The sequence below is a fragment of the Haladaptatus sp. R4 genome (assembly GCF_001625445.1).
In the GTDB taxonomy this organism is placed as follows: domain Archaea; phylum Halobacteriota; class Halobacteria; order Halobacteriales; family Haladaptataceae; genus Haladaptatus.
In genome coordinates this window covers 66,325-81,197 of record NZ_LWHG01000029.1, presented here as the reverse complement: position 1 = coordinate 81,197, position 14,873 = coordinate 66,325, and the positions used below count along the sequence as shown (strand labels likewise).

Annotated in this window: 13 protein-coding genes and 4 pseudogenes; all 17 read left to right on the top strand. The window is 63.7% G+C overall.

Annotated features, from left to right (window positions below; translation table 11 throughout):
• Positions 1-137: 137 nt before the first annotated feature.
• The 17 genes and pseudogenes from A4G99_RS18095 to A4G99_RS27480 all read left to right on the top strand — a co-directional run bounded on the left by A4G99_RS18095 (position 138) and on the right by A4G99_RS27480 (position 14,852).
• Positions 138-1,666: pseudogene (locus A4G99_RS18095) on the top strand (2-isopropylmalate synthase).
• 235 nt (positions 1,667-1,901) lie between these two features.
• Positions 1,902-2,889, top strand: a pseudogene (locus A4G99_RS18090) (bile acid:sodium symporter family protein).
• A gap of 144 nt (positions 2,890-3,033) precedes the next feature.
• The gene (locus tag A4G99_RS18085; protein ID WP_066146891.1) at positions 3,034-4,332 is read left to right on the top strand and encodes an SGNH/GDSL hydrolase family protein; all 1,299 of its coding nucleotides are present in this window, start codon (positions 3,034-3,036) and stop codon (positions 4,330-4,332) included.
• Between the two features lie 373 nt (positions 4,333-4,705).
• Positions 4,706-5,083 carry a hypothetical protein gene (locus A4G99_RS27515; protein ID WP_223301972.1) on the top strand — a complete coding sequence of 126 codons (378 nt, stop codon included), beginning with the start codon at positions 4,706-4,708 and terminating at the stop codon, positions 5,081-5,083.
• A complete protein-coding gene (locus A4G99_RS27510; RefSeq protein ID WP_255359124.1) occupies positions 5,080-5,292 on the top strand; it encodes a CoxG family protein in 213 nt (70 codons plus the stop codon). The genes A4G99_RS27515 and A4G99_RS27510 overlap by 4 nt, the downstream gene beginning before the upstream one ends.
• Positions 5,289-5,746 (top strand): annotated as a pseudogene (locus A4G99_RS28885) (FAD binding domain-containing protein); the annotation flags it as partial. The gene A4G99_RS27510 and the pseudogene A4G99_RS28885, both read left to right, overlap by 4 nt.
• Before the next feature lie 120 nt (positions 5,747-5,866).
• A complete protein-coding gene (locus tag A4G99_RS28880; protein WP_394337469.1) occupies positions 5,867-6,154 on the top strand; it encodes a hypothetical protein in 288 nt (95 codons plus the stop codon).
• A gap of 1 nt (position 6,155) precedes the next feature.
• Entirely contained in the window at positions 6,156-6,881 is a 726-nt protein-coding gene (locus A4G99_RS18070; RefSeq protein ID WP_082837894.1) for a (2Fe-2S)-binding protein, read from the top strand.
• Positions 6,878-7,291 (top strand): annotated as a pseudogene (locus tag A4G99_RS27495) (carbon monoxide dehydrogenase); the annotation flags it as partial. The gene A4G99_RS18070 and the pseudogene A4G99_RS27495, both read left to right, overlap by 4 nt.
• A gap of 46 nt (positions 7,292-7,337) precedes the next feature.
• Positions 7,338-9,311, top strand: a complete 1,974-nt coding sequence (locus A4G99_RS18065; RefSeq protein WP_342764518.1) for a molybdopterin cofactor-binding domain-containing protein — start codon at positions 7,338-7,340, stop codon at positions 9,309-9,311.
• A gap of 115 nt (positions 9,312-9,426) precedes the next feature.
• On the top strand, positions 9,427-10,215 hold the full coding sequence (locus A4G99_RS18060; RefSeq protein WP_066146889.1) for an XdhC family protein: 789 nt from the start codon (positions 9,427-9,429) through the stop codon (positions 10,213-10,215).
• Between the two features lie 226 nt (positions 10,216-10,441).
• Positions 10,442-10,582 (top strand): YHS domain-containing protein, encoded by a 141-nt coding sequence (locus A4G99_RS29920; RefSeq protein WP_082837935.1) that lies wholly within the window; start codon positions 10,442-10,444, stop codon positions 10,580-10,582.
• Entirely contained in the window at positions 10,579-11,829 is a 1,251-nt protein-coding gene (locus A4G99_RS29915; RefSeq protein WP_082837893.1) for a MoxR family ATPase, read from the top strand. The genes A4G99_RS29920 and A4G99_RS29915 overlap by 4 nt, the downstream gene beginning before the upstream one ends.
• The gene (locus A4G99_RS18050; protein WP_190303806.1) at positions 11,751-12,854 is read left to right on the top strand and encodes a VWA domain-containing protein; all 1,104 of its coding nucleotides are present in this window, start codon (positions 11,751-11,753) and stop codon (positions 12,852-12,854) included. Before A4G99_RS29915 ends, A4G99_RS18050 begins: the two co-directional genes overlap by 79 nt.
• Positions 12,851-13,714, top strand: coding sequence for a Rossmann-like domain-containing protein (locus A4G99_RS18045; protein ID WP_066146882.1), 864 nt, complete (start codon positions 12,851-12,853; stop codon positions 13,712-13,714). The genes A4G99_RS18050 and A4G99_RS18045 overlap by 4 nt, the downstream gene beginning before the upstream one ends.
• Positions 13,711-14,397 carry an XdhC family protein gene (locus A4G99_RS27485; protein WP_223301971.1) on the top strand — a complete coding sequence of 229 codons (687 nt, stop codon included), beginning with the start codon at positions 13,711-13,713 and terminating at the stop codon, positions 14,395-14,397. Before A4G99_RS18045 ends, A4G99_RS27485 begins: the two co-directional genes overlap by 4 nt.
• Complete coding sequence (locus tag A4G99_RS27480) at positions 14,379-14,852, top strand: XdhC family protein (RefSeq protein ID WP_255359123.1); 474 nt, start codon at positions 14,379-14,381, stop codon at positions 14,850-14,852. The genes A4G99_RS27485 and A4G99_RS27480 overlap by 19 nt, the downstream gene beginning before the upstream one ends.
• Positions 14,853-14,873: the final 21 nt, after the last annotated feature.

Genomic DNA, 14,873 nt, shown 5'->3' with positions numbered 1-14,873 from the left:
AATCTCCCGAAGAGCGTCGGCATCACTCGTCCTCTCGGCACCGGAGACGGCATCCGCACTCGACTGGTTGCAATATCTGCCCATCTCGAACAGACTATATGCGTCTGAGTACCACACCAAAGTGGATATCATGACCAGTGATCGATTTATTCGGGGGCTCCCCCGAACTAACCCCACTATCTGATTCTGACGTACAGTTCCTCGATACCACGCTCCGCGACGGCGAACAAGCGCCGGGAATCTCGCTTACGCCGACGGACAAGGCAGAAATCGCCCGCAAGCTCGATGCGACCGGCATCAGTGTCATCGAAGCCGGGAGCGCCTGCACCGGAGAAGGTGAGAGAGAGACGATTTCGAGGGTAACCGACCTCGACCTCGACGCGATGGTGACGAGTTTCGCCCGCGGCGTCAAACACGACATCGACCTCGCGCTCGACTGCGGGGTCGACGGGGTGAACCTCGTGGTTCCCGCGAGCGACCGCCACATCGAGGGAAAGGTCGGGACCACGCGCGAAGAAGTGATCCAAACGACGGTCGAACTCACCGAATACGCCAAGGATCACGGTCTCTGGCTGGAAGTCCTCGGCGAGGACGGCTCACGGGCCGACCTCGATTTCCTCGAACGATTGATGAACGCGGGCGTCGAGGCCGGAGCTGACCGAATCTGCTACTGTGATACGGTCGGACACGCGACCCCGGAAGAGGCCGCGGCCGCCGTCTCCCGGTTGGCACCGCTCGGTCCGACGAGCACCCATACCCACGACGATCTCGGACTGGCGCTGGCGAACGCACTCGCGAGCATCGAGGCCGGAGCGGATCTCGTTCACGCAACCGTGAACGGAATCGGCGAGCGGGCGGGTAACGTCGCACTCGAAGAGGTCGCCGTCGCGCTCGATCACGGCTACGATCTCGAAACGGTCGAGACCGAACGGCTGTACGACCTCGCGCAAACGGTCGCAACGGCGACCGACGTTCCGCTCGCACCGAACAAGGCCGTGGTCGGCGAGAACGCATTCGCACACGAGTCCGGCATCCACACGGACGGGACGCTCAAGGACGAGGCGATGTACGAACCGTACCCGCCGGATACCGTCGGTCGTGAACGCCGACTCGTCCTCGGAAAACACGCCGGTAGGGCGGGTGTCCGTTCGGCACTCGACGAACACGGCGTCAGCGTGTCCGGTGACGAACTCAACACGATCGTCGAGCGGGTGAAGGCCATCGGTGAGCGAGGACGACGCATCACCGACACCGACCTGCTCGCAATCGCCGACGAGGTACAGGGTCGCGAACGGGACCGACCGATCGAACTTCGGGACCTAACTGCCACCAGTGGGGGTGCGACACCAACCGCGAGCGTTCGACTGGCCGTCGACGGCGAGGAACACGTCGCCAGCGGTGTCGGAAGCGGTCCCGTCGATGCCGCCATCACCGCCACCCGGAAGGACTCGACATCGACGCGACGCTCGAATCGTATCACGTCGATGCGATTACCGGCGGGACGAACGCACTCGTCACCGTGGAAGTCGAGGTGTCACACAACGACCACTCGGTGTCGGTGAACGCGAGCGATGCGGACATCACTCGGGCGAGCGTCACGGCCATGCTCGACGCCTTCAATCGGCTCCTCGAAACCGATCGACGGGCCGTCACGGTCACCGAGTGACGATTCCAAGGACATTTTTCCTAATCGGGCGATCAGCAAGTCGTTCGTGCGACGTTCGTCGCCTGCTCGGGGGCAGGATGTATTCGTTCTCGGCCAATTGATTTCACACCTCCGCGTAGATTCTCGTATCGACGGCTGATCCCGGCAATTTTGAGACGTTTCGGCAGGAATAAACCCACGACAATAAATCGCAGGGTATGAATCGAAAACGACCATCGAATATCCAGGGGAGACCATGAGCAGTGTGGACGTCGCAAAACGTGTGAGCGCTGTCGCGAACCGCTACTTCGTCGTCTGGGTGCTCGCGTTCTCCGCTATCGCGTTCGTGGTTCCACCGGCTTTCACGTGGATCGGTCCGTACATCACCCCCCTTCTCGGCATCATCATGCTCGGGATGGGAATCACGCTCCAACCGGCGGACTTCGAGCGCCTCTTCGACCGACCGCGTGACGTCATCATCGGGGCGCTCACCCAGTGGATAATCATGCCGACGGCGGCCTACCTCGTCGTTCTCGCCCTCTCCCTTCCCCCGGAACTCGCCCTCGGTGCCATCCTCGTCGGGGCGGCACCCGGCGGCACCGCCTCGAACGTGATGAGCTATCTCGGGGACGGGGACGTCGCCCTCTCCGTGGCGATCACGACCGTGACGACGCTCGCGGCACCCATCGTGATGCCCGCCTGGGTCGTCTTCCTCGCCGGGGAACAACTGAACGTCACCTTCGCGGATCTGTTCTTCAGCATCGTGCAGGTGGTACTGATTCCCGTGATCGCCGGGTTCGCGCTTCGATACCTCCTCGATGCCGACGTGCCCCGTCGGTCGCGGAAGCGAGTGTCGAGGTGTTCCCGGCGGTGAGCGTCGTCGCCATCGTCGCCGTCGTCGCGGCCGTCGTCGTCTCAGCCAGGAGACGATTGCGAGCGCCGGAGCAGTCGCGGTGGTCGCCGTCATCGCACACAACACGATCGGTCTCGGGTCCGGATACGGCGTCGGCCGCCTTACCGGTATGAGCGAAGAGCGGGTTCGGACCTGTGCGTTCGAGGTCGGCCTGCAAAACAGCGGCCTCGCCGTCGCGCTCGCGACGGCGTTCTTCTCGCCTGCTGTAGCCCTCATCCCGGCACTATTCAGCATCTGGCACAACGTCAGCGGCCCGGCGTTGGCATCCTACTTCTCACGGGGGAGTAACGCCGGATCGACGTCCCCGGCACCGGTATCCACCGACGACTGAGTGGATCGGTTCGACCGTTCGTGCCAACGAGGGACGTCGTCACCGTGACACCGTCAGCTAACGGCGTATATTACCAATTATAATTTTTAAAAATATAATAATTCATCAATTGAATTTATTTCGGTATAGATCTATACTCAGTGCATGTTCGAACGGAGAACATTCCTCAAGGCGGTTGGTGCAGCGACCGGTATCAGTGCAACCGGGGTGGACGTCTCCGGTGCGTGTGAATCACCGAGAAACGGTTCGCCGTCACACGGCCGTGGTGGCGCTCACGAACGGTTCGTGGGGGCGTGGAGCGGGTCGCCAGTCCCCCCGGGGCAGAGTGGCCTCTCACGGACCGGGTTCGAGAATCGAACGTTGCGGGAAATCGTCCATACCAGCGTCGGAGGATCAGCTGTTCGCATTCGACTCACGAACGAGTACGGGACGAAAGGCGTGACGATCGATGCGGCGACGGTCGGAATCCGCGATACCGGAGCAACCGTTCTGTCGAAGACGAACAGAACGGTAACGTTTGGGGGCGAGAAATCCGTTTTCATTCCGGCAGGGGCAGTCGTCTACAGTGATCCCATCGAATTGTCCGTCGAACCCGATCAGGACCTCGCCGTCAGTCTGTACGCATCGGCCGCTACTGGCCCCGCGACGTGGCATCCGCTCGCGCTCCACACGACGTATATCTCCCAACGGGGAAACCACACGGCCGACGCGGACGGTGACCAGTTCACGAACTCGACGCAATCGTGGTTTTTCCTCGGTGGTGTCGATGTGATCGCGCGGAAACTCACGAGCACGATCGTGGCGTTCGGCGATTCGATCACCGACGGATTCAACTCGACGCCGGGTGCGGATCACACCTGGCCCGATTACTTGGCACGACGGCTCACCGATCACCGGTCAGTGCATCGATCGATCGTTAACGCCGGTATCTCGGGTAATCGACTCCTTCACGATGCGAACCCGGGACTTTCGTTCGGCAACAACGCACTGGCGCGACTCGACCACGACGTCATCGAGCAACCGAACGTCTCCGACGTGATTATCCTCGAGGGAATCAACGACATCGGTCAATACCCTCCGGCAGTAACCGCCGAGCAGATGATCGCCGGACTGACGCAGATCGCCAAACGAGTGCACGCCAGCGGGAGCAACATCTTCGCCGGAACCCTCACGCCGACTCGGGGGGCGAAATACGGAAACAGATACGATTCGCCGGAGGGAGAGGCCAAACGGGAGATGGTGAATCGGTTTATCCGGACGACGGACGTCTTCGATGGTGTCATCGATTTCGATGCCGCGATCCGCGACCCGGCCCAGCCAGATCGAATCCGTCCGGAATACGATAGCGGCGATCACCTGCATCCAAGCGATGCTGGCTATCGTGCGATGGCCGACGCGGTCGATCTTTCGCTCTTCAAACGGACCCATCGACACACGAGGTGAGCAACCGAACATGGCTTCCGTCCGCATCGTTCTCGAATTCGGCCCGGAGGAGACCACGAACGATCCGATTCCAAGGATATCGTCGGCGGTTTTATCCATATTCCCCGGCAACTGGACGACTCGGCCGTAGAAGGGATGGTCAGCCAGTTGCGACCGTCTGCTCTTGGACCGAATCGGTACCCAAATGTCGCTCGAAGAACTCGCGGAGGAGATGGCTTTGATCGATAGCTTCGGATACATTGGTCTATCCGACAGTGTCGATTCGATGATAGACGCGAAACGCGTGACGAAAATTGTGTCACTAGGTAACACTTAACATTGCACGGGTTGGGTAGGAACACGAGTCTACGGACTCGGACAGGAGCATACAGGCATGGAGTTCGAGGGTGAATTCGAACTGGAGGGGGTAGAGCCGGAGGACGCCTGGGTCGTATTGTCGGATCCCGTCGCCGTTCGGGATGCGCTCAAGGGATGTCGGTACATCGTCCCGATGGATGACGGCGACTTCGATTTCGACAACTACGAACCGGAGGAGGACGTCCCGACGTTGCCCGACGTCGATCCGGAGGTCGTCGCGGATCGAGCGTTCGTGGAAGGGGGCAAGTACGCGGCGTTGATGCAGATCGGCGTCGGGAGCGTGAAACCGCGATTCGAAACGCGGGTCACCATCATCGAACGGGAGTATCCCAAAATGGTGGCCACGGCGGTGGTGCCGCCTCGGACAGCAGTTTCGAGATGGAATCCGGAATGACCATCAGCGACGACGTCGGATCGAAGGTCGAGTGGTGGACGGGAGCCGACGTCTCCGGGCGAATTGCACAGTTGGGCGGCCGGGTACTCAACCCGGTCGCCGACAAGATAGTGAGCCAGTTTTTCACGAACATCCAGCAGCAGATGTCGGACGTCGACGAGAGCGAACAGGGACGGAGTATCACGAACCGACTCAGGAACTTGCTATGAAAGCCGCACAATTCGAACTTCACGAACCGACGACCGTCGACGAGGCGGTGGACCTCCTCGACGGTCTCGACGAACCGACCATCCTCGCCGGGGGACAGAGCCTCGTTCCCCTGATGCGGTTTCGACTGGCACGACCGTCGACGGTCGTCGATCTGAACCGCATCGAGGATCTCGACTATCTTCGCGAGGAGGACGGATACCTGAAGATCGGTGCCCTCACGCGGCACGTCGAAATCGAGGAATCGCCGCTCATCGCCGAGAAGTACGGCAGTTTCGCCGATACCGCACCGCTCGTCGCGGACCCGCAGATCCGCAACCGCGGAACGGTCGTCGGCTCGTCGCCCAGTCGGACCCGAAGGGGGATTGGGCGACCGTACTGTTGGCTCACGAGGGAGACGTGGTCGCGCAGGGACCGGACGGCGAACGCGTCATCCCCGCGGACGAGTTCTTCCTTCTCCCCTACGACAACAACCTGAAGGAGGGGGAACTCGCCACCGAACTCCGAGTACCGGTTCCGCCGGAAGACGAGGGGAGCGCGTATCACAAACTGAAACGGAAGGTCGGCGACTACGCGATGGTCGGAGTGGGTGCTCGCGTGAGAGTGGACGATGGCGTCATCACCGACGCGACCGTCGCGCTGACGGCGGTCGATATCACGAACGTTTCCGTTCCCGACGCCGCGGAAGCGCTCGAAAACGAATCGCCCAGTGCCGACCTGTTCAAGCGGGCGGGTGAACTCGCCGCGGAGGCGTCGAATCCCGAGGCCGACGAACACGGGAGCGTCGAATACAAGGAAAACATGGTCCGGGTCCTCACGCAGCGTGCGCTTGCCGACGCAACGGAACGGGCGGGAGGGGACTGACATGAACCAGACGAAGGACATCACACTCACGATCAACGGAACCGAACACGAACTGAGCGTCGAGCCGCGAGAGCTACTCGTACACGCGATTCGGGAGAACCTCGACCTGACCGGCACGCACATCGGCTGTGACACCGGGAACTGCGGGGCGTGTACGATCAATATGGACGGCGAAGCCTACAAGTCGTGTCTCCTCTTCGCCGTGCAAGCCGACGGGAGCGACATCACGACGGTCGAAGGAATGGGGAGCCTAGAGGAAGCGGGAATGGGAGAGAGCGACCTCCACCCGATTCAGGAGGGCTTCCGCCAGATGCACGGCCTCCAGTGTGGCTACTGCACGCCGGGCATGATCATGGCCGGAAAAGCCCTGCTGGACGAGAACCCGGACCCGACGGAGGCGGAGATTCGCGAGAAGATCAGCGGCAACCTCTGTCGATGCACGGGCTATCAAAACATCGTCAAGTCCATCGAGTACGCGGCGGACGTGCTCAACGGCCGCGAACCGCCGGAGTCGCCCGTCGAAAACGAACAGACGGACGCCGAGGCGGAGGCCACGGCGACGGACGGCGGCGAAGCGACTGACGGCAGCGAGGCAACCGACGGTGGCAACGTGACGGACGGTGGCAAGGCGACGGGATGCGGGGCGGACTCCTGCTGTCGGAACGTTTCGGAGGACGGAACGACAGACGGGACCCGGACCGCGGACGACGGAGGTGACTCCCCATGAGCAGCGAGTTCGACCGCAGCGAAAAACCGGACGAGGGGTATCGACACGACGCCGACGGCGGCCCGCACCCCGAGGCCGACCACGGACACGGTCGCGGTGGCATGGGTCAGGAGGTAAAACGCAAGGAAGACCGGCGGTTCATCACCGGCCGGGGCAACTACGTCGACGACATCAAGAAGGACGGGATGCTCCACTGCGAAATCGTCCGCAGTCCGTACGCCCACGCTCGAATAAACAGCATCGACACCAGCGGGGCGGAGGCGCTCGACGGAGTCGTGGCGGTCCTCACCGCCGAGGACCTCGCGGCGCACGACCTCGCGACGATGCCGACCCTGATGTCGGACACGCAGGACGTCCTCGTCTCCGATAAAGTGAAATTCCAGTCGCAGGAAGTGGCGGCGGTCATCGCCGAGGACCGCTACATCGCCAAGGACGGGGCCGAGAAGGTACGCGTCGATTACGAAACGCTCGACCCCGTCGTGGACGCGAAGGCGGCGATGGGAGGAGAACGCGCCGCTGGTTCGCGACGACATCGAGGGACAGGAGAGCAATCACATCTTCACGTGGGAGACGGGGGACGAGGACGCGACGAAGGCCGCCTTCGAGGATGCGGACGTCGTCGTCGAACAGGACATGTACTACCAGCGTATCCACCCCGCACCCATCGAAACCTGCGGTTGTGTGGCGGACTGGGATACGGCCAACGAGAAGATGACAGTCCACATGACGTCCCAGGCCCCCCACGCCCATCGGACGCTGTTCTCGATGGTTTCCGGCATCCCCGAGAACAAGATTCGCATCGTCAGTCCCGACGTGGGCGGCGGGTTCGGCAACAAGGTGCCCATCTACCCCGGCTACGTCGTCGCTGCCGCGGCGTCGTACGTCATCGGTCAACCGGTGAAGTGGGTCGAAGAGCGGTCGGAGAACATCCAGACCACCGCCTTCGCCCGCGACTACGACATGACGGGTCGTATCGCGGCGACTGAAGATGGCATCATCAAGGGTGTCGATGTGGACGTGCTGGCGAACCACGGCGCCTACAACGCCGCGGCCCAGCCCTCGAAGTTCCCGGCAGGGTTTTTCAAGATATTCACCGGGTCCTACGACATCGACGCCGCCCACGGCAAACTCGAAGGTATCTACACCAACACCGCACCGGGGGGAATCGCGTATCGGTGTTCCTTCCGCGTCACCGAGGCCATCTACCTCATCGAACGGATGGTGGACGTCCTCGCCGACGAACTCGACATGGACCCGGCGGAGGTCCGGCGGAAGAACTTCATCCCGAAGGATTCGTTCCCCTACGATAGCGCCACGGGATGGACCTACGACTCCGGCGATTACACGCGCGCCCTCGACAAGGCCTTGGAGGGCGTCGGCTACGAGGAACTCCTCGAAGAGCAACAGCGGCGCATCGACGAGGACGAGGAGAAGTTGCTCGGCATCGGACTCTCGACGTTCACCGAAATCGTCGGTGCCGGTCCGGGCAAGCAGTGTGACATCGTCGGCGTCGAGATGTTCGACTCCGCCGAAATCCGCGTTCATCCGACCGGAAAGGCGACGGTCGGCATCGGCGTCCAGACGCAGGGACAGGGCCACGAGACCACCTTCGCACAGATCGTCGCCGAGGAACTCGGTCTCGACGTGGACGACGTGACGATCGAACACGGCGACACCGACTCCGAACCGTACGGCCTCGGGACCTACGCCTCGCGGTCGACACCGGTCGGCGGGGCCGCGACCGCGGTCGCGGCGCGGAAAGTGCGTGAGAAGGCAAAGAGCATCGCCGCGAACGAACTCGAAGTCGCCGAGGCGGACGTCGCGTGGGACCGAGATTCGGGGTCGTTCCACGTCGAAGGCGCGCCCGACCGGTCGATGTCGATAACGGAAATCGCCGCCGCCTCCTACATGAACTCGCCCGCGAATCAGGAACCGGGTCTGGAGGCGGTCGATTACTACGACCCGCCGAACATGACCTACCCGTTCGGGGCGTACGTCTGCGTCGTGGAGATCGACCGCGAAACCGGTCACCTCGACATCCAGCAGTTCTACGCGCTCGACGACTGTGGAAACCGCATCAACCCGATGGTCATCGAGGGACAGGTCCACGGCGGCGTCGCACAGGGCCGCGCTCCTCGAACACGTCACCTACGACGAAAACGGCAACGTAACCGGGGGAGACTTCATGAACTACCTCCTCCCGACCGCCGCCGAAATCCCGCACATCGACACCGACTACACGGTCACGCCGTCTCCCCATCATCCTATCGGGGCGAAGGGCGTCGGCGAATCCCCGACCGTCGGGTCACCACCCGCTATCGTCAACGCCGCCGTCGATGCGTTGTCCCACGCGGGCGTCCGTCACGTGGATATGCCACTGACGCCCGACCGCGTTTGGGAGAAGTTGGACGAAGCGGGTCTCTCGTGTGAGCCAGCGGATCACGTCGACGTCGACAGCGAAGAGGCCGATGCCGACTGATCCGGTCTCGGCGGCGACATCCTCTTTCGCACGCGACCCGTGTGTACTAGTAGCACGCATCAGAAGATGACGACAGACAGACCACCCGACGACGACCCGACCGAACGGGACGCTACCTCGCCCGAGAAGGTGGACCGACTGGCCAGCGAGTGGCGCGAAGCTGGCCGTTCGTTCGCCGTGGTGACCGTCGTCCGACGAGAACCGCCGGTCTCCGTGAACGTGGGTGACAGAGCGCTCGTAACGCCCGACGGGGAACTGGTGGGGTGGGTCGGTGGTGCCGCCTGCGCCCAGTCGGTCGCCGTCCGCGAAGCCAAACGCGCCCTACGGACGGGAAAATCGGCGCTGTTAGGATTGGCACCCGACCCGGACACCGTCGCTCGTCCCGGCCTCGACGCGTTCCCGATGACGTGCCACAGCGGCGGCGTCCTCGAACTGTTCGTCGAACCGGTGATGCCGACACCGCGACTCGTGGTCATCGGCGACTCGCCGATGGCACGCTCACTCGCTCGACTCGCGGGCGACATGTCGTACGTGGTGACCGTCGTCGCCGATTCGGAGGCCGCCCCTCGGGCGGACGAGACTATCACCCCCGACGACGAGGGTGTCGTCGAACGGATCGAGGGGGCAGAGGCTATCGTCGTCGCGACGATGGGGGCGTTCGACGAGAGTGGGATCGAAATCGGGCTTCGAGCGGGGGTTCCGTACGTCGGACTCGTCGCCAGCACGAGACGGGCGAAGAACCTGTTCGAGGACGTGGCCGAGCGCCTCGGCGTCGACGCCGACGACGTCGCCGACGCCAGGTCGTCCCCGCCGGTCTCGATCTGCGAGCCGAAACGCCGGAGGAGATCGCACTGAGCATCCTCGCGGAACTCGTGGCGGCCCGACGCGGTGCGACGGACCGTCCGCCCGTCCCGAGCGAGGGAATCGAAACCCGAACCGAAAGGGACGAAGCGGCGAACGACGGTGAGGAAGCGAACGCGGACGCGGATGAGAATGAGGGCGTGGACGAAAATGAGGACGTGGGCGAGGATGAGGGCGCGGATGCGAATGCGAAGAACGGGGAAACGGTGATCGATCCGGTCTGCGGCATGGACGTCGTCACGGACGAGGCCCCGCGACGGTCGACCTCGACGGCAAGACCTACTACTTCTGTGGACAGGGATGCGCCGACGCGTTCGAAGACGACCCCGAACGCTTCCGCATGGAGGAGCGACTTCGATGAACGAACGAGCGGACGGTGAGCCGTTCGCCGACCTGACCGAAATCGACCTCGGAGAACGGTTTGCGGAGACGGGATACGTGGCCGATGACGAACTGCTGACGACCGTCTTTTTGGCGCTCAAGCTCGGCAAACCGCTGCTCGTCGAGGGTGATCCGGGGAGCGGCAAGACCGAACTCGGGAAGGCGCTCGCCGACGGGTTCGACGCGGAACTCATCCGCCTCCAGTGTTACGAGGGACTGACCGCCGAGAACACGCTGTACGAGTGGAACTACACGAAGCAGTTGCTGGCGATTCGCTCGGGTGAGCGATCGATCGACGAAACGAACTCCGTCTTCGATTCGGGGTTCCTCCTCGAACGCCCGCTGTTGCAGGCACTCACACACGAGGGCGTCACGCCGCCGGTCCTCCTCATCGACGAAGTCGACAGATCGGACGAGCAGTTCGAGGCGTTCCTCCTCGAACTGCTGTCCGACTATCAGGTCAGCATTCCGGAGTACGGCACCGTTACCGCCCAACGACCCCCGATCGTCGTCATCACGTCGAATCGGACACGGAGGGTGAGTGATGCACTCAAACGACGGTGTCTCTCCCTCCACGTCGAACCACCGTCGTTCGAAGCGGAGTGCCAAATCGTCCGGCGGAACGTTCCCCACCTCGACGCCACCGTCGCCAGCGAGGTGTGTGGTATCGTCCGGCGTCTCCGTGAGGAGTCGTTCCTCACGGGACCGGGCGTCGCCGAAACGCTCGACTGGGCGCGAGCGGTCGCAACGCTCCGGAGCGATGCGGAGATGGAGAATCTCAGCGCCGCGGCAGTCGAGCGAACGCTCACCGAACTCCGGGCGGAGGCGGCCGAGCGTGCCCTCGTCGATACCGACTCTCTGAACCGACTGGCGACGCCGCCCGCGAAGCGAGTCGGCGAAACGGGACGGAAACGGATCGAGCCCCGACGACGGTCGGTGAACGTCGTCCGGACTTCGTCGGCGCACGCGACCACGTCATCGCACAGGTCGTCCGCTTCGCACGGACGCTCCGATTTCACGGCGTCGACGTCCCCGTCGACGGGTCGCTTTCGGCGGTCGAAGCGCTCGCGGCGACGGGGGTCACCGACCGAGGCCGTGTCCGCGCCGCGACGCACGCAACGCTCGTCTCCGACCCGCACGACAGCGAGGTGTTCGACGAGCGTTTCCCCGTATTCTGGTACCGTCTCAACACCGGTCTCGAAGCGATTGCCACGGCGGACGACGTGAGTCGCCCCATCGAATCCGGTCGGTCGTCCGACCGTCCGCCCGCCGACGCTTCTACTGACTCCGAGTCGAAGGAACTGCTCGAAGATGCTCTCGGCGATGTGGGGAAGGAGACCCTTTCCGAGTCGACGATCAGAACGCGGAGAATCGCCGATGAGACCGAGAGTCCCCTCGAACGGTTCCTCGATGATCACCGTTCGGGGACGTTCAGCGCGAGCGGTGACGGGCAAGAGGTCGAAGGCGAGGGAAACGGCGACCGCGCTTGGACGACAGTAACACGGTTCGAACGCGCCCTGGCGACCCTCTCGGGACGACGGTGGCACCTGGACCGAACCGGGTACGCCATCGACGCGCGACGACTGCTTCGAGAGAGCCTTTCGATGGGCGGCGTTCCCCCGTCGCTTCCGACACGGGACCGGCGGGTGAGCGAGGTCCGCGCGTGCGTCCTCGTGGACGTGAGTCGATCGGTTCTCGATGCGATCGACCGGGGGTTCCTCCTCACGTTTCTGGAGTCACTCGTGCGTGACTGTCGGTCGGTCAGGATCTTCTTCTTCGATACGGACATCGAGGAGGTGACCGACGTCTTCGAACGGGCGGACGACGATCCGGCGACCGCGCTCGAACACGCCGAGGTGGTGTGGGGCGGCGGCACGAAGATCGGCGCGTCGCTGTCGACGCTCCCGGCACGGTGGCCGAACGCCATCGACTATCGGACGGCGACGCTCGTCGTTAGCGACGGCCTCGACGTGGGTGACGTCGACGACCTCGAAGCGGCGATGGCACGGCTTTCCCTTCGCTCGGGGTCGATTCTGTGGCTGAACCCGCTCGCCGCCTCACCGGCGTACGAACCGACCTGTCGGGGAATGGCCGCCGTCCTCCCATACATCGACGGCCTGTTCGCCTTCGCCGGTCCGCGGGACGTGGCGGAGGTCGCGCGGCAACTCGACCGGTACGGACCGCGCGGACCGTTGGGCTTCGAATACGATTTCCGCGAGCGAGCGGCGGGAGGGGGTGTCACTGCTGGATGACCGACCCGCTTGATACCGACCTCGTGGACCGAATTTATGCCAGCGTTCGGGGGACGGCGGCGACCGCGACGGCCCCGCGCGTTACCGTCGGCGAGCGGGTCGTTCTCGTCGAACTCACGCACCCAGACCACGGTCACCTTGCGGGGGTCGCCCATCGGCCGCGGGGCGAGCGCCCGGAATCGTGGCCCGAGAACGTTTCCGCGCTCGCATCGCTGGCGACCGACGGGGACATCGACGGGAAGGTACGCCGAGCCGTGGGTATCGCGACGCTGAACGCCCTCTCCGCGCCCGAAGTCGAGTGGCGATCCGGCGACCCGATGGCGTCCCTCGACGACGACGTCGCCACGATCACCACGGTCGGCCTGTTCCGTCCGGCGTTCCGGAAGTTCGCCGCCGTCGACGTGCGCGTGGTCGAACGCGAGAAACCCGAATCCGTCCCGTCGCCGGACGACGTGACCGTGGAACTGTTCCCGCCGGACGAGTGCGAGACGGCGTTTGCGGGTGCGGGCGTCTGCTTTATCACCGGGTCGACGCTGGTGTACGGGGGATTGGATCGCTATCTCTCGGCACTGAGATCCGCCGACGTGCCGCTCGTCGTTCTCGTGGGTGCGACGGCATCGTTCGTCCCCGGTCCCGCCTTCGATGCCGGTATCGACCTCGTGGCAGGGGCGCGAGTGGAGAATCCGGCGGGCGTTCGAGCGAGTGTGCGAGCGGGGGACTGCGGGACCGACCTGCACGACAGCGGACTGGAGAAGGTGTACGTCGCCCGAAGCTCCGAGCTTCCGGGGCTCTCGCTGGACGCGGAGAAACTGGACGAAACGAGCGAACGATCATCCGAAACAGGACAAACAGAACCATGAGCAGAACCGACAACGATTGGAGTACACCGGAGAACGAAGTGTTACAACGAGCCCGCGAACTCGTGGAACGCGGCGACCGGGGCGTCCTTGCCACCGTCGTCAACGTCGAAGGGAGCGCGTATCGTCGCCCGGGGGCGAAGATGCTCGTCTCCGCGGACGGGACGGAAGTCGGCCACATCACTGCTGGCTGTCTGGAAGACGAAGTTCAGCGTCTCGCCGCGGACGTGCTCGCGTCCGGGGAACCGCGTCTGGAGACGTACGACCTGATGCCCGAAGCGGACGACGACGTTTGGGGACTCGGCGTCGGGTGTAACGGCGTCATCGACGTCCTCCTCGAACCGCTCGATGAGAGCTATCGACCCGTCCTCGACGCCGTCGGCGACGGCTGGGACGTCGGCGTCGTCACCGTCACCGACGGTCCGGACGAACTGGTCGGAACGCGGGCGTACTACGACCCCGAAGCGGACGGTTTCGACGTGGACGACGACACGGAGTTCAGCTTCGACCCCCTTCGGGAGGTCGTCGCTCCCCTTCTCGCCGATGGTACCTCGGAAACCGTCGTCGTCGATGACGTCTCGATTTTCGTCGACAGCCACCGCTCGCCCGACGACCTCGTGGTCGTCGCACCGGCAACGACGTTCGACCGATCATCGAACTCGGGGCGATGGCGGACTTCCGCGTAACGGTGGTCGGCTTCAGGGGAGCGACGGCGACGCCCGACCGCTTCCCGAACGCCGCCGACGTGCATTCCACGTCCCCCGCACGGATCCGTGACACGCTCGACTTCGACGCGAACACGTACGTCGTCGTCGCCACCCACAACTTCGTCGACGACCGGATCGTCGTCGACGAACTCCTTCGGACCCAAGTGCCGTATATCGGCCTCATGGGCCCCCACGAACGGTTCGAAGAGATGCTCGATGACTTCAAGACGGAAGGGAAAACGTTCAGCAGCGACGAGCTAACACGACTGTTCACTCCAGTGGGACTCGACCTCGGTGGCGGGTCGCCGTATCAAATCGCGCTCAGTATCGTCTCGGAAATCGTCGCCGTGCGTAACGACCGAGACCCGAAGCACCTCAGGGAACGCGAGGGAACGATCCACGACCGGGTGACGCCGTCGATGGATACCGATTGATCGATGCCCCGTGGCATGCTT